Origin of the sequence: Azospirillum sp. CT11-132 (assembly GCF_047302835.1) — a bacterium.
Classification (GTDB): Bacteria; Pseudomonadota; Alphaproteobacteria; order Azospirillales; family Azospirillaceae; genus Azospirillum.
The window spans coordinates 62,795-85,462 of the sequence record NZ_JBGLZA010000001.1; the positions used below are offsets into that span (position 1 = coordinate 62,795).

At 68.6% G+C, this 22,668-nt stretch carries 18 protein-coding genes; 8 read left to right on the forward strand and 10 right to left on the reverse strand.

What is annotated here, in order from left to right; all coding sequences use genetic code 11:
• Position 1: 1 nt before the first annotated feature.
• From ACCD06_RS00335 to ACCD06_RS00355, 5 genes are all read right to left on the reverse strand, one after another.
• Complete coding sequence (locus ACCD06_RS00335; protein WP_136702139.1) at positions 2-541, reverse strand: cyclase dehydrase; 540 nt, start codon at positions 539-541, stop codon at positions 2-4.
• A gap of 9 nt (positions 542-550) precedes the next feature.
• Positions 551-1,723, reverse strand: a complete 1,173-nt coding sequence (locus ACCD06_RS00340; RefSeq protein WP_413337926.1) for a zinc-dependent alcohol dehydrogenase — start codon at positions 1,721-1,723, stop codon at positions 551-553.
• Positions 1,724-1,821: 98 nt separating this feature from the next.
• Positions 1,822-2,427, reverse strand: coding sequence for a hemerythrin domain-containing protein (locus ACCD06_RS00345; protein ID WP_413337927.1), 606 nt, complete (start codon positions 2,425-2,427; stop codon positions 1,822-1,824).
• Between the two features lie 86 nt (positions 2,428-2,513).
• Positions 2,514-4,007 (reverse strand): glycosyltransferase family 87 protein, encoded by a 1,494-nt coding sequence (locus ACCD06_RS00350; protein WP_413337929.1) that lies wholly within the window; start codon positions 4,005-4,007, stop codon positions 2,514-2,516.
• A 225-nt stretch (positions 4,008-4,232) separates the two neighbouring features.
• Positions 4,233-4,532, reverse strand: coding sequence for a hypothetical protein (locus ACCD06_RS00355; protein ID WP_413337930.1), 300 nt, complete (start codon positions 4,530-4,532; stop codon positions 4,233-4,235).
• 165 nt (positions 4,533-4,697) lie between these two features.
• Here ACCD06_RS00355 and ACCD06_RS00360 point away from each other — a divergent pair, with 165 nt between their 5' ends.
• The 3 genes from ACCD06_RS00360 to putA all read left to right on the forward strand — a co-directional run bounded on the left by ACCD06_RS00360 (position 4,698) and on the right by putA (position 10,154).
• The gene (locus tag ACCD06_RS00360) at positions 4,698-5,252 is read left to right on the forward strand and encodes a DUF1003 domain-containing protein (RefSeq protein WP_413337932.1); all 555 of its coding nucleotides are present in this window, start codon (positions 4,698-4,700) and stop codon (positions 5,250-5,252) included.
• A gap of 201 nt (positions 5,253-5,453) precedes the next feature.
• On the forward strand, positions 5,454-6,071 hold the full coding sequence (locus tag ACCD06_RS00365; protein WP_109073610.1) for a metal-dependent hydrolase: 618 nt from the start codon (positions 5,454-5,456) through the stop codon (positions 6,069-6,071).
• A 360-nt stretch (positions 6,072-6,431) separates the two neighbouring features.
• On the forward strand, positions 6,432-10,154 hold the full coding sequence (putA, locus tag ACCD06_RS00370) for a trifunctional transcriptional regulator/proline dehydrogenase/L-glutamate gamma-semialdehyde dehydrogenase (RefSeq protein WP_413337934.1): 3,723 nt from the start codon (positions 6,432-6,434) through the stop codon (positions 10,152-10,154).
• Between the two features lie 100 nt (positions 10,155-10,254).
• Here the strand turns inward: putA and ACCD06_RS00375 are convergent, their stop codons facing one another.
• Genes ACCD06_RS00375 through ACCD06_RS00385 form a run of 3 tightly spaced genes read right to left on the reverse strand, consistent with a single transcriptional unit; the run spans position 10,255 to position 12,425 of the window.
• Entirely contained in the window at positions 10,255-11,148 is an 894-nt protein-coding gene (locus ACCD06_RS00375; RefSeq protein WP_413337936.1) for a helix-turn-helix domain-containing protein, read from the reverse strand.
• A gap of 54 nt (positions 11,149-11,202) precedes the next feature.
• Positions 11,203-12,018, reverse strand: a complete 816-nt coding sequence (locus ACCD06_RS00380) for an alpha/beta fold hydrolase (protein WP_413337938.1) — start codon at positions 12,016-12,018, stop codon at positions 11,203-11,205.
• Between the two features lie 29 nt (positions 12,019-12,047).
• Complete coding sequence (locus ACCD06_RS00385) at positions 12,048-12,425, reverse strand: nuclear transport factor 2 family protein (RefSeq protein ID WP_413337940.1); 378 nt, start codon at positions 12,423-12,425, stop codon at positions 12,048-12,050.
• A gap of 231 nt (positions 12,426-12,656) precedes the next feature.
• Here ACCD06_RS00385 and ACCD06_RS00390 point away from each other — a divergent pair, with 231 nt between their 5' ends.
• Together ACCD06_RS00390 and ACCD06_RS00395 are read left to right on the forward strand one after the other, a co-directional pair.
• Positions 12,657-13,808, forward strand: a complete 1,152-nt coding sequence (locus tag ACCD06_RS00390; RefSeq protein WP_413337942.1) for an MFS transporter — start codon at positions 12,657-12,659, stop codon at positions 13,806-13,808.
• 22 nt (positions 13,809-13,830) lie between these two features.
• On the forward strand, positions 13,831-14,088 hold the full coding sequence (locus ACCD06_RS00395) for a hypothetical protein (RefSeq protein WP_413337944.1): 258 nt from the start codon (positions 13,831-13,833) through the stop codon (positions 14,086-14,088).
• A gap of 83 nt (positions 14,089-14,171) precedes the next feature.
• Here the strand turns inward: ACCD06_RS00395 and ACCD06_RS00400 are convergent, their stop codons facing one another.
• The gene (locus tag ACCD06_RS00400) at positions 14,172-15,455 is read right to left on the reverse strand and encodes an alpha-glucosidase/alpha-galactosidase (protein WP_413337946.1); all 1,284 of its coding nucleotides are present in this window, start codon (positions 15,453-15,455) and stop codon (positions 14,172-14,174) included.
• 208 nt (positions 15,456-15,663) lie between these two features.
• Between ACCD06_RS00400 and ACCD06_RS00405 the strand changes: the two genes are divergently transcribed.
• The 3 genes from ACCD06_RS00405 to ACCD06_RS00415 all read left to right on the forward strand — a co-directional run bounded on the left by ACCD06_RS00405 (position 15,664) and on the right by ACCD06_RS00415 (position 19,777).
• Positions 15,664-17,028, forward strand: a complete 1,365-nt coding sequence (locus tag ACCD06_RS00405; RefSeq protein WP_413337948.1) for a GH1 family beta-glucosidase — start codon at positions 15,664-15,666, stop codon at positions 17,026-17,028.
• Between the two features lie 100 nt (positions 17,029-17,128).
• Positions 17,129-18,967 (forward strand): ABC transporter ATP-binding protein/permease, encoded by a 1,839-nt coding sequence (locus ACCD06_RS00410; protein ID WP_247871124.1) that lies wholly within the window; start codon positions 17,129-17,131, stop codon positions 18,965-18,967.
• A 102-nt stretch (positions 18,968-19,069) separates the two neighbouring features.
• Entirely contained in the window at positions 19,070-19,777 is a 708-nt protein-coding gene (locus ACCD06_RS00415) for a Crp/Fnr family transcriptional regulator (RefSeq protein ID WP_246457956.1), read from the forward strand.
• 31 nt (positions 19,778-19,808) lie between these two features.
• Here the strand turns inward: ACCD06_RS00415 and ACCD06_RS00420 are convergent, their stop codons facing one another.
• Complete coding sequence (locus tag ACCD06_RS00420) at positions 19,809-22,436, reverse strand: methyl-accepting chemotaxis protein (protein ID WP_413337950.1); 2,628 nt, start codon at positions 22,434-22,436, stop codon at positions 19,809-19,811.
• Positions 22,437-22,668 lie beyond the last annotated feature (232 nt).

The following is a 22,668-nucleotide window of genomic DNA, read 5'->3' on the forward strand; positions in this document are numbered from 1 at the left end:
GTCAGGAGGCGCCGGTTTGGCCGGTCGCCGGCTGGAACTGCAGGATCTTCGGCGTCCGCATGTCCTCGGCGATCGGGGCGTCGCTGGCCGCACCGCGCATGGCGGAGACGGGGCGGGGGAAGCCGCTGCGGCCGCTGTAATCCGGCACCGGCAGGCTGCGGTAATGGGCCTCCTCCTGGTGCAGCTTCTGGGCGCAGACGATGTCCACCGCCGTCGTCGCCAGCACGGCGCCGAAGGCGATGCCGGCATTCCCGGCGCGCGGATTGTCCCGCATACCCTCCGCCAGCGTCGCCATGTCGACGGCATCGCCGGCGATGCGGCCCCAGATCCAGGGCTTGGGATCGCCGAGAGCCAGCAGGCCGACGCCGGTGGTGATCTCCCGTACGCCATAGGCGCGGATCAGGTTGGTCTTGTCCTCCATCCCCATCCAGCGGGCGATGGTTCGGCCGGCCATCAGCTCGGCGACGCCGAGGCCGATGCTGAACCAGCCCAGTCCGCGGGCGAGGTTGTCTCCGGCCGAGGAGCGGTTGTAATAGGCCATGACGTCACCTCAGGGCTTGAGGACCACCTTGATGCAGCCGTCCCGCTTGTCGCGGAAGGTCTTGTACATCTCGGGTCCCTGATCGAGCGGAACGGTGTGGGTGATGACGAAGGACGGGTCGATCTGCCCTTCCTGGATCCGGTTCAGCAAATCGTCGGTCCAGCGGTTGACGTGGGTCTGGCCCATACGCCAGGTCAGGCCCTTGTTCATCGCCATGCCGAAAGGCATCTTGTCGATCAGCCCGCCATAGACGCCGGGGATCGACAGCGTGCCGGCCGGGCGGCAGACATAGATCATCTCGCGCAGCACATGGGCGCGGTCCGATTCCAGCATCAGCGCCTGCTTGGCGCGGTCGTACATCGAATCGAGCGTGGCGGTGGCGTGCGCCTCCATGCCGACTGCGTCGATGCATTTCTCCGGACCCTTGCCGCCGGTCAGCTCGTTCAGCCGTTCGACGACGCTCTCCTCTTCGAAATTGATGGTGATGGCGCCGCCGGCCTTGGCCATCGCCAGCCGTTCCGGCACGCGGTCGATGGCGATCACCTGCTTGGCGCCGAGCAGGATGGCGCTGCGGATCGTCATCTGCCCGACCGGGCCGCAGCCCCAGATCGCCACGGTGTCGGTCGGCTGGATGTCGCACTGGGCGGCGGCCTGCCAGCCGGTGGGGAAGATGTCGCCCAGGAACAGCACCTGCTCGTCGGTCAGCCCGCTGGGGACCTTGATGTGGGTGCGGTCGGCCATCGGCACCCGCACATATTCGGCCTGCCCGCCGGCATAGCCGCCGGTCAGATGGGTGTAGCCGAACAGCCCGGCGGTGGTGTGGCCGAAGACCTTGTCGGCCAGCGCCTTGTTGCGGTTGGAGCGTTCGCAGACCGAATAGTTGCCGCGTTTGCACTGGTCGCATTCGCCGCACCAGATGGTGAAGGGAACCACCACCCGCTCGCCGACCTTCAGCGCGCTCTTGGCCTCCGATCCCACCTCCATCACCTCGCCCATGAATTCATGGCCGACGATGTCGCCCTTCTCCATGCCCGGCATGAAATGATCGTGCAGGTGAAGGTCGGAGCCGCAGATGGCGCAGGTCGTCACCTTGACGATGGCGTCGCGCGGATGCTCGATCTCCGGATCCGGGACCGTGTCGCAGCGAATGTCGTTGGCGCCGTGCCAGACCAGTGCTCTCATCGAAGTCTCCCCGACTCTTGCCTTCGTTTGGGTTGCGTTCAGCAACAGGACCGGCGGCCGGAGCGTTCCGGTGCCGGTCCTTTATCGGAAGGCGATGGTCAGAGGATCAGTGCCTTTTCGCGGGCGACGCCGCCGGACATGATGGCGGTCTGGCCGTCGTCCAGGCTGTTGCGCAGGGCGGGAAAGTCGATCTCCTCCTCCTGCCGGATATGGCCGTCGATGATGCGCTTCAGGTCCAGTGCCACGGCGAGCCAACGCGGATCGTCCTTCGGCGTCTGTTCCAGGTCGAACAGGTGCATCTTCATCTCGGCATGCTCGCCGTAGAGATGCTTGGCGTCATCCTCCTTGCGCGCCTGATCGTGCAGCAGCGGATAGACGACGTCCTCCTCCGCCATGGCATGGGCGGCGAGCCGGCGCTTCAGGCGCAGCAGCAGCTGGGTGCGGCGGCCCGGCGCGTCCATCGGGGTCTGCACCATCTCCACCAGCAGCGACTGGATGTGGCGGTGGTCGTCGATCAGCGCATCAATGCCGTCGCGCCCGGCGGCGTGGCGGGCGGTGCCGGCCAACTGGGCCACCACCGGCGGCAGCAGCCGGCTCGCCACCAGAGCCAGCGCCGCCCCGCCGGCCATCATCGCCAGCCCACGCGCCGACAGCCAGCCCGTATCGTCTCCGTGCGAATAGCCTGCTCCCGAATACCGTGCCATGACGGGGCTCCTTCCTGCCGGTTGGGTGATCTGGCTCACCAACAGGCGCGCGAGCCCCGGCGTTCCGGCGGGCGTTCCGCTGACCGTCAGGCGGGCCGGGGCGGGGCAGAAGGTTGCCGGGACGCCCGCGGCGTGTCCGCTGTCGTCACCAGCAGGTGCAGCAGCAGCAGGGCGGTGAAGAACAGGTAGGATTGCAGGACGTTGAGGGGGGTATCGGCAAGCCCGTTCAGGGGTTGGAAGAAGTCGTTGCTCACGATCGCGAATCCGATGCCCAGCAGCAGCAGTTTGCCGAGGCCGCGGCGCCGGTCCCGGGCGGCGAGGTCGATCAGGACGAACAGCAGATAGGCGCAGACCGGCAGCAGCACGCCGTAATGCGGGATCCAGGCGATCGGCGTGCCGATCGTGAAGCAGGTGCCGGCCACCAGGAAGGAGGCGATGGGCAGCCGCCGGTTGCTCCCGTTACTGGCCCCATTGCCGCCGCCCGCCCCGTCCCTGATCCGCCACAGCAGGCCGAACAGGACGAACAGGATGCCGGAGACCAGCGTCGCGCCATGGACGAGCGCATTGTAGGCCGGGAAGGCGCTGCCCCGCCATTCGGCCTCGCCGTTGGTGTTCAACAGCAGGTTGGGACCGTTCTGCAGCAGGCGGTGCAGAAGCCCGTTCAAGGTCTGGTTGGCATAATAGCTTTCGCCATGCTGGCCCAGGAACGACAGCACGTCGAGGTAATGCAGCGACGGGCCGAAGCCGTAGAGGGCGCTGGCGGCGGCGAAGCCGGGAATCACCACCGCCGCCCAGCCGATGGCGAACCCCCATTCCCGGCGCAGCAGCGCCCAGATCAGGAAGAGCGACATCTGCGGCTTGATCAGCGTCGATGCGCCGAGCATCACGCCGGCGAGCGCCCGCTGGTCGCGCACGTAGAACAGGGTGGCGAAGACGAAGGCGGCGTTCAGCCACACCTGCATCTGGCCGACGGCGAACGCCTTGACGATCGGGAAGAAGCACAGCGTCGCCACCGCGCCGAGTGCCGCGAGCGTCAGCCGGCTGACCCCGTTGCGCACGGTGTGGTCGAAGCCCATGCGTTCCGCCAGTTCGCGCATCAGCAGCGCCATGCCGCCGGCGGTGGCGACGACCATCAGCAGGTTGATCAGGGCATAGATCCGCAGATGGAGCAGGCCGAGCGCCGACATCGCCTCCAGCACCAGCAGCGAGGTCAGCGGATATTGGAACTTCACATGCTTGGTGAAGAAGATGGCGTCGTAGACGTTGCCCTGCCCATTTTCATGCAGCCAGGTGAAGGCCGTCATCATGGGTTCCCAGGAATCGAGCGGCAGGTGTTCCGGCGACAGGCCGAGGATCAGGAGCAGGACGTCCCAGACCGTGGTGTCGAGCCCGGCATCCAGAAAGGGCCTGAGAACGACGCCGAGCAGCGTGTCGACACTGAGAACGAACAGAAACGCGACGGACAGCATCCAGGCGGCGAAGCGGTGGTTGCCGATGACGCCAACCGCCGCACCGCCACCATTGCCCAACGGCCCGTCCAATGATCCGTCTGCCGCGTTTGCGAATTCCTTCGAGTCCATCGGCGACCACTCCCTGGCGTTGTGCCCGGCTTCAACTGCCGGCAGGTCCGCGAAACTATGCCAGAGCACTGCGGATGGGGAATGTGCCCCGCCCGTGCCGGATGGGAGTAATGCCATTAAACGCCAGGCACCCGCGGCGGTAGCAAGCTACCCCGCCGCGGCGGCGCCGACGCGTTCGGAGGAAGAAAGAAGGGGCGGGAAGCAGGGGGCCTCGCGCGGAATCGCTCAGCCCGGCTTCCCCGCCTCGCGGTTGCGCGGCCGCTTGCCGGCGTCCTCCTTCGGGGTCGGCGGAGCGGCGTGCTGGTCGGGCAGGTCGCGGCGCTGGCCGGTGCCCTCGCCGACGGTGACGGTGGTCGACGGCCCGCCGCCGACGGTGTGCGGAAGGTCGTCGGAACGGCCGGTGCCGACGCCCATGCCCTGGCCGGCGCGGCCGGGAGTGACCGGTCCGCCACCCTGGGCGCCCGGATTGGGGCTGTCGGCGTTGGAGATTTTGCGGTCCTGATCCTGATTCCTGGACTTGTCCATCTGGTTCTCCCGGTTTCGGTTGCCCTTCGGCCAACATCCCGTCCCGGCCGGAGTTCCGGCACGTGCCAGACGGGCAGGGGCCGGAACGCCCGCATGCCGCCACGGTTTTCTGTCGGCGGCGGTCATGGCGACGACGGAACCGCCGCCGCAGACCACGGAGACACCATGTCGGCACAACGCCCGCCCACCTATCCGCCGCCCCAGACCGCCGGTCTCAGCGCGGTGCTGGAGCGCAACATCCAGGCGCTGCAGGCCCGCCGCAAACGGGAGGAGGTGGAGGCGACGCTGCAGGACCGCATCGCCGATACCGTCACCCGCTTCACCGGCAGCATGCGCTTCGTCTATCTGCACCTGATCCTGTTCGGTGGCTGGATCCTGATCAATCTGGGTTGGCTGCCCATCGTCAAGCCGTGGGATCCGTCCTTCGTCGTGCTGGCGATGATCGCGTCGGTGGAGGCGATCTTCCTCTCCACCTTCGTCCTCATCAGCCAGAACCGCATGGCCGCGGTTTCCGACAAGCGCGCCGACCTCGACCTGCAGATCAGCCTGCTGGCCGAGCATGAGGTGACGAAGCTGGTCACGCTGGTTTCCGCCATCGCCGACCATCTGGGGGTGGAGACGGAGGTCGACGCCGAACTGGACGTCATCCGGCAGGATGTCGCCCCCGATGCCGTGCTGGACGAAATCGAAGCGACCCAGGCAAAGAACGAACAGGAGTGAATCGCCGGCCGACGCCAGTCTTCCGGCAACCCGCCGTTGCCGAACGCATGGAGGTTATGCGTTTAGGGAATCCCTTGTTTCTGCTTGAATTATTGTTCTTGGGCCGGAAAGTATTTTAAGGTCAAACTCCCCACAATTTCGGGTCCGGCACAGGAGCCGTCCCGACAGAGACCAGCTTCAGGCCCCGGTGACCCGACGGTGATGGCGTCCTCTCACATAATCGTCGGTGGCGCCACCTGGTTCTACCTGTCGAGCCGGTACGGGATGACCTTCGACGCGGTCGCCTTCGGGGCGGCGATTCTGGGGGCGCTGGCGCCGGACATCGACCATCCGAAATCGACGCTGGGCCAGATGGTCAAGCCGCTGTCCACCGCGATCTCCAATATCTTCGGCCATCGCGGCGTCACCCATTCGGCGCTGGCCATCGCCGGCTGCCTGTGGGTCCTGCACGAACATGCGGCCTATCAGCGCCTGCTGATCCCCTTCATCGTCGGCTATCTCACCCATCTGGCCGGCGACCTGCTGACTCCGGCCGGGCTGCCGCTGCTGTGGCCGATCAAGCGGCGGCGCAATTTCGCCCTGCCGATTTTGAAGACCGGCGGCTTTTCCGAACAATTGGCGGTGACGCTGATGGCGGGCTGGATGATCTCCGGTCTGTTCGCCAACGGCTGGCCGGAATTCCCCCTGCAACGGCCCTGGCGCTCCGTCGTCGCCGCGGCGCAGACCTATCTGGGGGAGAGCGGCATGGAGAAGGCCGCACCGCCGATCCCCGTGCGCAAGCCGCCGGAAACCAGCCGGCCCAAGCCGCTGAAGGGCTGACTCCCGGCCGTTCGGGCATTCGGTCCATCAATCCGTCGAATTTGCGGAATCCTGCCGGACATTCCCCCTATGTCGTCGGCAGGAGGCGATCGCTGCCGACTTTTATTCGGTAAAAACGGATGCTCCTGCCGCTTGGTCCTGAAAACCGGCCGGATGTTCTGAGATTTTGCCGCAGTGCTCGTAATTAATTCTGCGTGAGCGCCTATATTCAGAATTTAAATCGGAGAAATGGCATAAATACCAGTTGGAAAGGATCCCGGAAAATCGGTTAACCTGACAGGCATCGGATCGGCCTCCGCAACCCGCCGGACAGGTGCCGCTCCACGCCCCCAGACCAGAGCCAGCCACGCGATGAACCAGATGACCGACCCGAGCGTTGTCCCCGCCTCCGAGCCGTTCCTGTCCACCGGAACCGGCCCCTTCGCCGCCTTCGCCCCTGTCGTTCGTCCGGCCAGCCCGTTGCGTCAGGCGATCACCGCCGCCTATCGCCGGCCGGAGCCGGAGTGCGTGGCTTGGCTGGTCGATCAGGCGACGCTGCCGGCCGAGGTGACCAATGCTGCGGCCCAGATCGCGCGCTCGCTGATTGCCGCGCTGCGCGCCAAGCCGCAGGGGCGCGGGGTGGAGGGGCTGATCCACGAATACAGCCTGTCCAGCCAGGAGGGCGTGGCGCTGATGTGTCTGGCGGAGGCGCTGCTGCGCATCCCCGACCGCGCCACCCGCGACGCGCTGATCCGCGACAAGATCGCCGGCGGCGACTGGCGCGCCCATCTCGGCAACAGCCCGTCGCTGTTCGTCAACGCCGCGACCTGGGGGCTGCTGGTCACCGGCAAGGTCACGGGGGTTCTGGGCGACGGCTTCGGCGGCGAGCAGGCGCTGTCCTCGGCGCTGACCAAGCTGATCCTGCGCGGCGGCGAGCCGCTGATCCGCCGTGGTGTCGACATGGCCATGCGGATGATGGGCGAGCAGTTCGTCACCGGCCAGACCATCGACGAGGCGCTGTCCAACAGCCGCAAGATGGAGGCCGAGGGCTTCCGCTATTCCTACGACATGCTGGGGGAGGCGGCGACCACCGCCGCCGACGCCGACCGTTATTACGCCGATTACGAGACGGCGATCCACGCCATCGGCAAGGCGTCGGCCGGGCGCGGCATCTATGACGGCCCCGGCATCTCGATCAAGCTGTCGGCCCTGCACCCGCGCTATTCGCGCGCCCAGGCGGACCGCGTGATGGCCGAACTTCTGCCGCGCGTCACCGAGCTGGCCCGGCTGGCCCGCAGCTACGATATCGGCCTGAACATCGACGCCGAGGAGGCCGACCGGCTGGAGCTGTCGCTCGACCTGCTGGAAGCGCTGTGCTTCGATCCGGACCTGAAGGGCTGGAACGGCATCGGCTTCGTCGTCCAGGCCTATGGCAAGCGCTGCCCCTATGTCATCGACTTCGTCGTCGATCTGGCCCGGCGCAGCGGCCACCGGCTGATGGTCCGTCTGGTCAAGGGCGCCTATTGGGACAGCGAGATCAAGCGCGCCCAGGTCGACGGGCTGGAAGATTTCCCGGTCTATACCCGCAAGCTGCACACCGACGTGTCCTATGCCGCCTGCGCCCGCCGGCTGCTGTCGGCGCCCGACGCGGTGTTCCCGCAGTTCGCCACCCACAACGCCCAGACGCTGGCGACCATCTATCAGATGGCCGCGCATCTGAACGGCGCGTTCAAGGTCGGCCAGTACGAGTTCCAGTGCCTGCACGGCATGGGCGAGCCGCTCTATAAGGAAGTCGTCGGCCCGCTGAAGCGGCCCTGCCGCGTCTATGCCCCGGTCGGCACCCACGAGACGCTGCTGGCCTATCTGGTCCGCCGCCTGCTGGAGAACGGCGCCAACAGCTCCTTCGTCAACCGCATCGCCGACAAGAGCGTGTCGATCGACGATCTGGTCGCCGACCCGGTGGCCCAGGCCCGCGCCGCCCTGCCGGTGGGCGAGAAGAACCCGCTGATCGCCCTGCCCAAGGACCTCTACGGCGTGGAGCGGGCGAACTCCGCCGGTCTCGACCTGTCGAACGAGACCACGCTGGCCGACCTGTCCGCCGCGATGCGCGACAGCGCCACCGTCGCCTGGACCGCCGCCCCGCTGCTGGCCGACGGTGAGCGTCGCGGAACCGCCCAGCCGGTGCTGAACCCGGCCGACCACCGCGACGTCGTCGGCCACTGCATCGAGGCCGGCCCGGCCGACATCGCCGACGCCTTCCAGTTCGCTGAGGCCGCCGCCCCGGTCTGGGCCGCCACCCCGCCGACCCAGCGCGCCGCCTGCCTGTTCCGCGCCGCCGACGCGATGCAGGCGCGCATGCCGACCCTGCTCGGCCTCATCATCCGCGAGGCCGGCAAGTCCACCGCCAACGCCATCGCTGAGGTGCGCGAGGCCATCGACTTCCTGCGCTATTACGGCGCCCGCGTCCGCGACGGCTTCGCCAACGACACCCACCTGCCGCTCGGTCCGGTGGTCTGCATCAGCCCGTGGAACTTCCCGCTCGCCATCTTCTCGGGCCAAGTCGCCGCGGCGCTGGCCGCCGGCAACCCGGTGCTCGCCAAGCCGGCGGAGGAAACCCCGCTGATCGCGGCGGAGGCCGTGCGTATCCTCCACGCCGCCGGCGTTCCCGCCGGTGCGGTCCAGCTTCTGCCCGGCGCGGGGGAGGTTGGCGCCGCCCTGGTCGGTCATGCCGGCACCCGTGCGGTGATGTTCACCGGTTCCACCGATGTCGCCCGCCTGATCCAGCGCCAACTGGCCGGGCGCCTGTCGCCGGACGGCGCGCCGATCCCGCTGATCGCCGAAACCGGCGGCCAGAACGCCATGATCGTCGACAGCTCGGCCCTGGCGGAGCAGGTGGTCGGCGACGTCATCGCCTCTGCCTTCGACAGCGCCGGCCAGCGCTGCTCGGCCCTGCGCATCCTCTGCCTGCAGGAGGATGTGGCCGACCGCACGCTGACCATGCTGAAGGGCGCGATGCGCGAACTCCGCCTCGGCAGCCCCGACCGGCTGGCCATCGATGTCGGCCCGGTCATCACGGCGGAGGCGCGCGATGGCATCACCCGCCACATCGAGGCGATGCGGGCGAAGGGCCGCCGGGTGGAGTCACTGCCGCTGCCGGCGGAGACCGCCAACGGCACCTTCGTCGCTCCGACGATCATCGAAATCGACGGCATCGCCGACCTGGAGCGCGAGGTGTTCGGCCCGGTCCTGCATGTGCTGCGCTTCCGCCGCGACGATCTGGACCGGCTGATCGACGCCATCAACGGCACCGGCTATGGCCTGACCTTCGGCCTGCACACCCGCATCGACGCCACCATCGACCGGGTGACCAGCCGGATCGAGGCCGGCAACCTGTACGTCAACCGCAACACCATCGGCGCGGTGGTCGGCGTACAGCCCTTCGGCGGCCACGGCCTGTCCGGCACCGGCCCGAAAGCCGGCGGCCCGCTGTACCTGTCCCGCCTGCTGTCCGTACGTCCGCCCCTGGACTTGCGCATGCGCGGCAGCGACGCCGTACGTGCGCCAGCCCACGCCTTTGCCGACTGGCTGGCCGACCAGGGCAAGGCGGACATCGCCACCGACGTACGGGCGCTGGCGAAGCGCTCCCCCGTCGGCGGCAGCGTCGAACTGGCCGGCCCGGTCGGTGAGCAGAACATCTACAGCCTGGTTCCGCGCGGCCGCATCCTGCTGCTGCCGCAGACGGAGGAGGGCCTGTACCGGCTGCTGGGCGCGGCGCTCGCCACCGGCAATGAGATAGTGGTGGATAGCGACGGGGGCGTCACCGCCGGCCTGAAGACCCTGCCGGCGGAGCTTGCCGCCCGTGTCCGCGTGAGCGCGAACTGGACCGGTTTCGGCCCGCTGGCCGGCGCGCTGGTGGAGGGTGACTCCGCCCGCCTGCTGGCCGCCAACCGCCGCATCGCCGAACTGCCCGGCCCCATCGTCCTGACCCAGGGCGTGCCCATGGGCGGCGAGGGGGTGGAGATCGCCTGGCTGATGAACGAGCGCTCCGTCAGCACCAACACCACCGCCGCCGGCGGCAACGCCAGCCTCGTGGCGATGAGCTGAGAGGGGGAGCTTTAATGCCCTCTCCCGCCCCGGGAGAGGGAGGGACCCGCCGAAGGCGGGAGGGTGAGGGGTTATCCGGACATGGATTTCAATCCTTGGATCACCCCTCACCCTTCCCATGCTCCGCATGGGCCCCTTCCCTCTCCCGGGGCGGGAGAGGGAGTTGCATGCGCAGCCGCTCCGCCGTTTCGGCATCGGCCGGAAAGAACGCCTCGATCGCCAGTTCCGACAGCGTGACATCCACCGCCGTCCCGAAGACGGTGGTCGTGCTGAACAGGCTCAGCAAACCAACGGACGTGTGCAGCCGCAGCGGCACCACCACGTCCGGATGATGCCCAGCCTCGCCACCGCCATCATCCAGAAACGAGGCCGGCGCCGGATACCCCTGCAACTCGCTGCGCAGAGCCACCAGCACCGGATCGGCGCTCGTCTCGATCTGGCGGGTCAGGCGGGACAGCACATGCTCCCGCCACTGCGCCCAGTTGCCGATGCGGCCGGCCAGTCCGTCGGGATGCAGGCTGAGGCGCAGCACATTGACCGGCCCCGCCAGCAGCTCCGCCGACACCCCCTCCAGCAGCGGCGCCACCGCCCGGTTCGCCGCCAGCAGATGCCAATGCCGGTCCACCGCCAGCGCCGGAAACGGTTCGTGCCCGGTCAGCACCAGATCCACCGCCTTGCGCGCCGCCTCCATCGCCGGGTTGTCCAGGCTGTGTTCGCTATAGACCGGGGCGAAGCCGGCGGCGACCAGCAGCGCGTTGCGGTCCCGCAGCGGCACGTCCAGCCGTTCCGCCAGATGGATCAGCATGCCGCGGCTCGGCTGCGACCGCCCGGTCTCCAGAAAACTGACATGCCGGGTGGAGATGTCGGCCTCGCAGGCGAGATCGAGCTGGCTGAGGCCGCGCCGCTGCCGCCAGGAGCGCAGCAGGGCGCCGACCGGCGGCCCGGCCGGTGCCCTGCCGTTGCGGCCGGTGGTCTGAGAGGTGCCATGGGCCATGGTAAGTGCTCCGAACCCATACGGACTCAATATTTTCGGCGGCCATCGTTGCCGTCATCCGCGGGCGAAGGCCAGCAGTTCCGCGTTGAACCGGTCGCGGTGGGTGATGAACAGGCCGTGCGGCGCCCCCTCATAGAAGGACAGCGTGGCGTTCGGCATCAGCGCCACCGTGCGTTCGGCGAGCGCCAGCGGCGTCGTCACGTCGTGGTCGCCATGCACCACCAGCGTCGGCACGGTGATGGCCGGCAGTTCCTTGCGAAAATCGGCCGAGGTGATGGCGCGGTTGCACTCCAGCAGGGCCAACAGCGAGGATTGCAGTGCCATTCCGGTGATCCACCCCTTCATCTCCGCCGAGGTCTCCCCGTTCACGAAGGGGTCGATGTTGTCGCCGAGCCATTTGGGAAAATCTCGCAGCAGCTGTTCCGTTCGGAACGCCTCGAACAGCGCCGGATCGACGCCATCGGGGTTGTCGTCGGTGCGCGCCATCAGCGGCGTGATGGTTCCCACCATCACCACGCCCGCCACCCGCCCGGAGCCATGCCGGGTCAGATAGCGCACGATCTCCCCCGTCGCCATCGAATGGCCGACCAGCGTTACGTCGCGCAGATCCAGCCCGTCGATCAGGGCGGCGATGTCGTCCGCCAGCCGGTCGAAGCCGTAGCCGGACGGCGACTCGTCCGATTTCCCATGGCCGCGGCGGTCGAAGGCGATGCAGCGGCAGCCCTGCTCGGACAGCGGCGCCATCTGATAAGCCCAGGCGTCGGAGGTCAGCGACCAGCTCGACACGAACAGGATCGGCCGGCTGCCCTCCTTCTTTCCCCAATCGCGGTAGAACAGGCGCACGCCGTCGTCGGTGTGGATGAAGCCCATGATCGATCTCCCTGCGAAAGAATTGCGGTTCAGGCCGTGGGCATCTGGTCGAGGAAGCCGGTCACGCTGCGCAGCCGTCCGTCCGCCGCCAGCAGGGCGAAATCGGTGCCGCGGGCGAGCGGATCGCCGCCCTCCGGCCCCAGCGCCCAGGAGAAGCGCAGCCGGTCATTGTGCCCGTCCACAGCCCCGATCAGGCTGAAGCGCAGGCCCGGGAACTGCCGCTGCACGGCGTCGATCAGGGCGTCCAGCCCGTCATGGCCGCTGACCCCCGCCAGCGGGTCGAGATAGCTGGCATCCTCGCTCCAGCCCTCAGCGATCAGGGCGCGGCGCCGCTGCGGGTCGGTCTCGTTCCAGGCGGCGATGTAGAGGTCGGCGATTGCGGCGGGGGTGTGGGTTGCGTCGGTCATCGTCAGGTCCCTTTCTCGGTCCGTTGTCCTGGTCGCCGGATTGTCCCGGCGAAGCCAGAATTGCCCGATGGCGGGAGCTGAATCGATTACGTGCCAGGTAATGCCGTACACGAACGATCCCGCGGCGCGCGCATGCCTGCCATCACCGTCGCACTGCGGTACGCATGCCCGCGATCCGGCTAAGGTCCACAACCATCACCTTTGCCGTCACCGCCGCCGTTCGGATTCTCTATGCGCCTCATCTTCCTGCTCGGCCTCGCCGGGTTTGCCAGCGCCTTTTCCCTACGCACCACCGATCCGATGCTGACGCTGATCGCCGACGATCTCGGCGTGACGGTGCGGCAGGCGGCGCTTCTGGCCTCCGCCTACACGCTGCCTTATGCCCTGATGCAGATCGTGCTGGGGCCGGTCGGCGACGCCATCGGCAAGTCGCGGCTGGTCCGGCTGGCCCTGTCGGTCCTGACCGTCGGTCTGGTGCTGTCCACGATGGCGCCGAGCTACGGCACGGTGATGGCCGGGCGCATCCTTGCCGGCGCCTTCGCCGGCGGCATCATCCCGGCGTCCATGGCGCTGATCGGCGACCGAGTGCCCTATGAGGAGCGTCAGATCGCCATCAGTCGTTTCCTGCTGGCGGTGATCCTCGGGCAGATGTCCGGTTCCGCCGTGTCGGGCGCCCTGGCCGAGGCCTTCGGCTGGCGCATGGTGTTCGGCCTGTCTGCCGGGCTGACCGCGCTGATCTGCGTCGCCGCCCTGATCGGTCTGGCGCGGGAGGTGGAAACCCGCTCCCCCCTGTCGGTGGCGGATGCGCAGCGGCGCTATGCCACCGTGCTGACCAACCCGGCCTCGCTGTTCGTCTTCGCCACGGTGGCGGCGGAAGGGCTGCTGATCTTCGGCGTCTTCCCCTTCGTGGCGCCGGTGCTGATCGAACATGGCGCGGCCGGCGCCTTCCAGGCCGGGCTGACCATCGCCGCCTTCGCCATCGGCGGCGTCGCCTACAGCGCCGTGGTGCGGCGGCTGATCGCCTCGCTCGGCCAATGGGGCATGATGAAGGCCGGTGGTCTGGCGGCCGGTCTCGCCTATCTGGTCATAGCCTTCCCGGTGCCCTGGCCGGTGGTGAGCCTGTGTTTCCTGGTCGCCGGCTTCGGCTTCTACATGCTGCACAACACCATGCAGACCCAGGCGACGGAGCTGGCGCCGACCGCCCGCGGGGCGGCGCTGGCCCTGTTCGCGTCGAGCTTCTTCATCGGCCAGGGGATCGGCCCGGTTCTGTACGGAGCCATCTCCACCCACACCGGCTTCGGCCCGCTGTTCCTCGGCGTCGGCGCGCTGACCGCCGGGCTGGGCTTCGCCTCGGCCCGGCTGATCCGGCGGGGGCGGGCTTAAAGATCCACCCTATGCCATCAGCATGACCGACATCACCATGGACTTCGAGCAGTGTATGATCGCCATCAGGCCGATCCGAGGAATGCGGGAGGAAACGACCATGGCTATTCCGAAGCGTAAGCCACAGGAGAACGGCAGCGGCGTCGATGGCGAAAGCCTGATGGCTCATCTGGATGCCAACGGTGGCCGCTTGCCCGAACCGATCGCCACTGCGGTGAACAAGTCCTGCCGTGACGCATTCCTTCGCGCCCGCGCTCTCCGTGCAGAGCCGAAGCCGTAACCGCTGGCCCGTCTTCCCCGCCGAACGGCCGGTGAGCGACAGCGCTCCCGGCCGTTTTCGTATCGGATCGGCCGACAGGCTCCCTACAAACAAGCCCGGATATAGGGCCGGTTCGCCTCCCACAGCTCGTCCAGGATGGCGACGGCTGCCGTGCTGGAGTTGATGACGGGGTCGATCAGCAGGGCCTGCAGCGCCAGTTCCTTCGACCCGTGCAGCGCCGCCTCCACCGACAATTGCTGAACGTTGGCCTGGACCGACAGCAGCTTGACGATGCCGTCGGGCAGGCGGCCGAGCGAGATCGGGTGGACCCCGGCGGCGTCGGCCACCAGCGGCACCTCCACCGCCAGTTCGTCGGGCAGGCCGGGGATGACGCCGCGGTTGATGACGATGCCCGATTCGATGAAGCGCTTCTGGTTGTGCAGTTGCCCGGCGATCACCGCCACCGCCCGCTCGCCCCAGGACGGCTTGGTCCAGTCGTCGGGGAGCGGCTTGCTGCCGTCGATGACGCCGTCCATCAGGTCGCGCAGGATGACGCGGCCCTCTTCATCATGCTTGAAGTCGAAGCCATGCTCCCCAGCCTCCCAGCCATAGGGCAGGAACTCGCCGGTGTGGTCGTCGCTGGGCGTCACCCACAGGCCGAAGGCGTGGAACAGGCGGCGCGCCAGCGGGGTGAAGGACGGGTCGTGCGTCGCCTCCTTCTCCCGCAACAGCGGGTAGAGGTCGCGCCCCGTCGCCTTCTCGCGGATCGCGGTCAGCCATTGGAAATGGTTCAGCCCGGCGCCCCAGACATCCACCTCCTTCTCCGCCATGCCCAGGATCTGGCAGATGAACCAGCGCGCCAGGAAGATGCCGTGGCAAAGCCCCAGCGTCAGCACGGAGGTGCAGCGCGCCAGGCCCAGGACGATGCGGCTTTCCGGGTTCGACAGGTTGATGAACAGCGCGTCCGGGCAGATCGCCTCGACGTCGCGGACGATGTCGACGATCAGCGGCAGGGTGCGCAGGGTGAAGAACAGCCCGCCGGGACCGCCGTTCTCGCCCAGCGTGTGGCGGATGCCGTGCTTCTTCGGCACCTCGAAATCCAGCCTCCACAGCCGGTTGCGGTCGATGGCGATGGCGCACAGCACGAAGCCGGCGCCCTGCAGGGCCGCCTTGCGGTCGGTGGTCTTCTCGATGGTGATGCCGGCGTCGCCGTGGCGGTTCATCACCTCGGCCAGCGCCGCCATGCGGTCGAGCGCTTCCGCGTTGGTGTCGACCAGCGTCAGGGTGCTGCCGGCAAGCTCGGTGGTGGAAAACAAATCCTGGAACAGGCTGAGCCCGAAGGCGGCGCTGCCGGCGCCGATGAAGACGATCTTCGTGGTGTTGGGCATGTGGGGTTTCCTCCGTGAGCGGAGCGGCTGACCGCCGTCTTATCGGAACAGGCTACGCCTTTCGGAGGAGTCCGCACAGTCCCCGCGTGCAATCGTCCCAATCTGCGCCACCGCGTCGCGCCCGCGCAGGCCGCATGCTTGTCCCATGGCGAAGACGGTCCGGCTGCGGCATGCTGGGAAAAACGAACGTCCCCGTGGGAGGATAGCAATGGACAGCTTCAGCCAGCCCGTGTCCCAGGCCGCCGATGCCAGACCGCTGAGTTTCCCGCCCGATTTCCGCTGGGGCGCGTCCACCGCCTCCTACCAGATCGAAGGCGCGGTGGAGGCCGACGGGCGCGGGCCCTGCGTGTGGGACACCTTCACCACGCAAGGGCGCATCATGGACGGCAGCAGCGCCGCCGTCGCCTGCGACCATTACCACCGCTACCCGGAAGACATCGCGCTGATGAAGGCGGCGGGCTTCGACAGCTACCGCTTCTCCATCGCCTGGCCGCGCATCCTGCCGACGGGGACGGGGGCGGTGGAGACCCGCGGCCTCGATTTCTACGACCGGCTGGTCGACGGGCTGCTGGAGGCCGGGATCACGCCGATGGCCTGCCTCTATCATTGGGACCTGCCGCAGCCGCTGGAGGATGCCGGCGGCTGGCAGGGGCGGGAGATCGTCGGCCCCTTCGCCGACTACGCCCGCATCGTCACCGCCCGGCTTGCCGACCGGGTCAAGACCTGGATGATGCTGAACGAGCCGAACGTGGTCGCCATCTTCGGCTATGGCGTGGGGGAGCATGCGCCCGGCCACAAGCTGGGCGAACAGGGCATCCTGCGGGCTCTGCACCACCAGAATCTGGCGCAGGGCGCGGCGTTGCGCGCCATCGCGGCGGAGCATTCCGGCCTGACGCTGGGCACCGTCCTGAACCTGCAGCCGAGCGTTCCCGACAGCGACCGGCCGGAGGATGTGGCCGCCGCCGCCCGCTGGGACGCGGTGTGGAACCGGGTGACGCTGGACGGGCTGATGCGCGGGCAAATTCCGGCGCTGCTGGCCGACAGGATGGCGGACTTCGTGCTGCCCGGCGACGAGGAGGCGATCCGCTATCCCATCGACCTGCTGGGCATCAACTACTACTCCCGCATGACGATGAAGCATGAGGAGGGCCGGCCCTTCGATGTCGGCTGGGGCGAGGCGCAGTGCCGGCGCTGGACCGGCATGGCCTGGCCGGTTCAGCCGGAGGGGCTGTACGACCTGCTGACCGAGTTCCGCACCGACTACGGCAACCCCGCCGTCTTCATCGCGGAAAACGGCTGCGCCTATGACGACGTGGTGACGCCGGACGGCCAGATCCACGATGCCGAGCGGGTGCTGTACTACCGCGAGCATCTGGAATCGGTGGCGAAGGCGCTGGCCGACGGCTGCAACGTCAAAGGCTATCTGTGCTGGAGCCTGCTGGACAACTTCGAGTGGGCTTTCGGCCTGTCGAAGCGGTTCGGCATCGTGCGGGTCGATTATGATACGCTGGAACGCACCCCGAAGGACAGCTATCGCTTCCTTGCCGAGGTTGTGAGAACGGGGAGGCTTTAACCCTTCTTTCGCCCCTGACCCTGTACTTTTGGCGATAGGCGTCCTATTCGTTAGCCATACGGACGTTAAGGATTGAGGGCGGGAGCCCGGGATGGGCGACATGACCGACGACACAGACGGCAAGACGGGCGGCGGCAAAACCGGCGATGACCAATCCGCCGCCAGCAGGCCGGACAATGGCGCACCGGGCTTCACCCGCCGCTTCCTGATGCTGGCGGGCGGCTATTGGTTCGGACGGACCCGGGTGACCGTCTGGGCGATGACCGTGGCGCTGGTCGTGCTGACGATCGGGCAGGTGTCGATCCCGGTGCTGATCAATTTGTGGAGCGAGCGGCTGTTCGACGCGCTCGAACAGCGCTCCATGGACCGGTTGATGACCATGATCGGCCTGGTCGGGCTGATCATCGTCTACAACATCGTCATCGTCGTGCTGCATCTGCGGGTGAAGCGCCGGTTGCAGATGGGCTGGCGCGACTGGCTGACGCGCAAGCTGCTGGAGGACTGGCTGCGCCGCGGCCGCCACCACCAGATCGCCTATCTGCCGGGCGAGCACGACAACCCCGACGGCCGCATCGCCGAGGACATCCGCATCACGGCGGAGGTCGCCATCGACCTCGGCCATTCGCTGACCTACTGCGCGCTGCTGCTGGTCAGCTTCACCAACATCCTGTGGATGCTGTCCGGCACCCTGACCGTCACGGTTTTCGGGTCCGAGCTGTCGGTGCCGGGCCATCTGCTGTTTGTGGCGTTGATCTATGCCGTGGTGGGCACCAGCATCGCCATGCTGATCGGCCAGCCGCTGGTCAACGCCGTCAACCGCCGCCAGGGCTACGAGGCCGATTTCCGCTTCGCCCTGGCCCGCATCCGCGAGAACGGCCAGACCATCGCGCTGCTGCACGGGGAATCGGCCGAGCGCGGGCATCTCGCCGGCCTCTTCGCCGGGGTGACGCGGGGCTGGAACGGCCAGACCGGGGCGCTCGCCAATATGATGGTGTTCAGCGCCAGCTATTCCGTGCTATCGGCGGCCTTTCCGATCCTGGTCGCCGCCCCCCGCTACATCACCGGCGCCATCACATTGGGCGTTCTGATGCAGACGGCGCAGGCCTTCCAGCAGACGGTGGGCGCCCTGTCCTGGCCGATCGACAACCTTCCGCGCGCCGCCGAATGGCGCGCGTCGGTGGAGCGCGTGCTGAACCTGCACGACGCGCTGGTGCGGCTCGACCGCGAGGTCTGCGACGTGCCGGACGGCCATATCCAGGTCGTGCGCGCGGACGAGCACAAGTCCCTGACCTTCGCCGGCGTCGCCATCGACGAGCCGAACGGCACGGCCGTGGTCCATTCCTTCGATCTGGAGGTGCGGCCGGGCGACCGCGTGCTGATCGGCGGCGACGCGACGGCGACCATCCGCCTGTTCCGCGCCGTGGCCGGCGTCTGGCCCTGGGGCCGCGGGCTGATCACCCTGCCGGCCCACACCCGCGTCTTCTTCATGCCCGAGCGTCCCTATCTGCCGCATGCCACCCTGCGCGCGGTGCTGGCCTATCCCGGCACGGCCTCGTCGTTGGCCGACGACAAGGCGGCCGACGCGCTGGTCAGCGTCGGGCTGCCCGACCTCGTCGACCGGCTCGACAGCCTCGACCGCTGGGACGAGGTGCTGTCGGTGCCCGAACGCCAACGCCTGGGCTTCGCCCGGCTGCTGATCCGCCGCCCCGACTGGATCTTCCTGGAGGACGCCACCGACAGCCTCGATCCCCCGGCGGAGGAAGAGCTGCTGACGCTGATGGAGCGGGAACTGCCGAACGCCACCCTGCTGACCATCGGTCACCACGCCGGGCTGGACGCCCACCACGGCCGCAAGCTGGTGCTGGAGCGCACCAACGGCGCCGTCACCCTGCGCGAGGAGGTGCGGGAGGTCCTGCCGGCGACGGAAAGCGCCGCCTGAGTCTCCCCGCTCCCGAACCTTGGAACCGATCCAAAAAGCTGCCACACTGCGCGGCGGACACCGTTCGCACCCACAGCATCGCCGCCCCGCACAACCATGGACATGAGCGTGAAGAAGACCAGCATCAACGCGGCATGGCGGGGGCTGGCGAACTGCCGGGGGTGCGGCATCCGGGAGTCGGCGCTGTTCGCCGATCTGACCGAATCCGATTTCAACCTGATCCACCTGCCGATCGACGAGATGACGGTGGCGCCGGGGGCCGCGCTCTACCATGTCGGCGACGAGCCGGCGGCGCTCTTCACCGTGCGCGGTGGGCTGGTGAAGCTGGTGCAGTATCTGCCCAACGGCGGCCAGCGCATCGTCCGGCTTCTCCGCACCGGCGACACCGCCGGTCTTGAGGCGGCGCTGGGCGAGCCCTACCGCCACACCGCCATCGCCATCCACCCCGTCCTGACCTGCCGCATCCCCCGCGCGGTGATCCAGCGCCTGTCGGAGGAGACGCAGCACCTGCACCAGCAGCTGATGCGGCGCTGGCATCAGGCGGTGGAGCGGGCCGACGCCTTTCTGGTCGAACTCGGCACCGGCAGCGCCAGGGCGCGGGTCGCCCGGCTGTTCCTGACCCTGGTGGACGACCAGGGCGAATGCGACTTCTTCGGGCGGGAGGATGTCGGCGCCGTGCTGGGCATCACCACCGAGACCGCCAGCCGCGTCGTCGCCGAACTGAAGCGGCAGGGCCTGCTGGACGAGCTGCGGCCCAACCGCTTCCGCTGCGACGTGGACGCCCTGCGGGAACTGGCGGACGGGCCGTAAACCCGGCCCGTCTCCCCGCGATGGACCGGACTCAGGCCGCCCGCATTTCCCCGACCAGCCCGTCGACCTGACCGGCCAGCGTCCGCAGCTGTTCCTGCACGGTGGAGGAGGCCGACAGCACGCGGTTGGCCGACTCGCCCGACTCGCGCGCCGCGTCGGCGACGCTGTCGATGTTGCCGCGCACATGTTGGGTGCTGTCCGCCGCCTCGCCCACGTTGCGGGCGATCTCGCGGGTGGCGGCGCTCTGCTGCTCCACCGCGGCGGCGATGGTGGCGGCGATCTCATTGACCTCGCGGATGGTGCCGGCGATGGAGCGGATGGCGTCCACCGCCTCCTGCGTCACCGACTGCATGGCGGCGATCTGGGCGGAGATGTCCTCCGTCGCCTTGGCGGTCTGGGTGGCGAGCCCCTTCACCTCGCTCGCCACGACGGCGAAGCCCTTGCCGGCCTCGCCGGCGCGGGCCGCCTCGATGGTGGCGTTCAGCGCCAGCAGGTTGGTCTGGCCGGCGATCGACTGGATCAGACCGACGACCTCCCCGATGCGGCCGGCGGTCTGGGCCAGCCCCTCCACCGTGCGGTCGGTGCGCTCCGCCTCGTCCGCCGCCTTGCGGGCGATCTGGCTGGAGGCATGGACCTGGGTGCCGATCTCCTGGATCGAGGCCGACAGCTCCTCCGTCGCCGCGGCGACCGCCTTGACGTTGCCCTCCGCCTGCTGGGAGCTGCCGGCGGCGGTCGTCGCCTCTCCGGCGGTCAGGTCGGCGCTGCGGGTCATGCGTTCGGCCATGTCCTGCATCTCACCGGCCGCCTGCGCGACGCGGTCCAGCACGCCGCGCACGCTGCTCTCGAAATTCTCCGCCATCTCGACCATGGCGCGGCGGCGTTCGCCGGCGGCCCGGCCGCGTTCAGCCTCCGCCCGCGCATTGGCGGCGTTCGCCTCATTGGCGGTGTCGCGGAAGACCATCAGGGCGCGGGTCATGTCGCCGATCTCGTCCGCCCCGGCGGCGGGGATCGGCGCATCCAGCCGGCCCTCGGCAATCTCCCGCATGGCGTCGGACAACGCGCTCAGCCGGGCGACGATGTGGCGTCCGACCACCAGCCACGCCAGCGCCGCGGCGCCGATCAGGCTGCCGACGGCGAACAGGATCAGCATCTTGCGGCCGGCTGCGATGGTGCCTTCGGTGCCGGCGACGGCAGCCTTCGCCTCGTCCCGCATGGCGGCGATTTCGCGATCGACGGTGGCGGCGAAGCGCTGGGCGAGCTGCCGGTTCTCGGCCAGCATCCGCTCGGTGTCGGCCGCCGCCGCCAGTTCGGCGCGGCGCAGGGCGATCACCCCTTCCTCGCCGCGGCCGAAGCCGATCAGCGCCTTCGCCAGCGCCGTCAGCACCTCGGTGCCGGCGCCATCGTCGCCGGACTGCCCGCGCAGTGTGCCGACGCGCTCATAGAGCGACGAGGACGCGGCGGTGAAGCGCTTTTCCAGAAGATCCAGGCGGGCGGCGTCGGGGGCCTGCGCCGCCTCGTTCAGCGCGCCGGTCAGGGCGGTGCCGTAGGTCGACAGCTCCAGGTTGGTGCGGAAGCGCTCCAGCCCGCTGCCGAGCAGATCCTGCACCGCCTCCTGCACCTGGGAGCGGATGTCGAAGTTGGCGCGCTTGATGTCGCTCTGCACCTTGCGCAGCGGCGCCTTCAGCCCGTCGAGCAGTTGGGCGGCCTGCGTCCTGGCGGCGGTCAGCCGCTCGGCCAGCCGGCGGTCGACCGCGCCGCTGCTGTTTTCGGTGCCGTCCAGGGCGGCGCGGCGCAGGTCGAAGACATTGTCCTTGCCATAGCCGAACAGGAACAGCGCATCGATCTTGCCGGCGGTGTCGGGGGCCAAGCGGTCGCCCAGCGTGCCGAGCGTCCCCGTTACCTGCGACGACGCCTCCAGATAGGATTGCTGCAGCTCGCCGATGGTCTTGGCGTCCTGCGCCGTGCCGGAGCGGTTCATGGCGTCGAGCGCGCCGGCGATGCCGCTGCGCAGATCATAGAGCGCGATCATCGACCGCACGGCGTCCGACAGCGTCCCCATGTCGCGGTCGGTGCCGCCGTCGAGCGCCATGCCCTTCTGCTGCAAAGCCTCCCCGGCGCCATCGACCAGCGGCGCCAGCGTCTTGAGGAAGCCGTCATAGGTCTGGGCCAGCCGGGTGGACGCGGCCTCGCGCCGGTCATGCACGGACAGCCGCCGTGCCACCCCGTCGTTGATGCCGTCCAGCGTGGCGATCAGCGCATTGCCGGTCTCGCGCACCTCCGTCAGCAGCGGGTCCTGCGGCCGGCGCCCGGCCAGCTCGTCGACCAGCGACAGGAAGCCGCGGGCGCGTTCCTTGGCCTCCGTCCGGATGCGTTCCCGCTCCTCCTGGCTGGCGGCGCCGTCCAGCGTCGGGGCGGCCGAGGCGATGGCGCCGCTTTCGCCGGCCAGCCGGGTCGCCAGCTCCATCTCCGGCAGGCTGGTGTCGGCGATCTGCGCCATCGGCCGCTCCACCGCGGAGAAGGACATCAGGCCGACGGCGCTGGCCGCCACCGTCATCGCCGCCATGCCGGCGAAAGACAGCATCAGCTTGGCCCGCACGCCGAGACGGCGCCCGGCTTTGGCTGCGCCGGACTGTGGGACGGCGGGTGCGGCAGTGGTCATGGCGTCGGTTTCCCCACAAAGCAGGTAAGGGTGGGCAGGTAAGGGCGGATATGGCCGCTGCCGGCCGCAAGCTCGAATTGTGTGCAATCATGGAACCGCAAGCGTCAAGACGTGCTTGCGACGATCGGCCACACCGGCCCTTGCATGATTTTCGAGACGGTGAGCGGCCGTCAATCTCTTTTCCGCTACCTCGAAAAGATAGTCCTATACCTTCCGATATGTGGAAAATCTG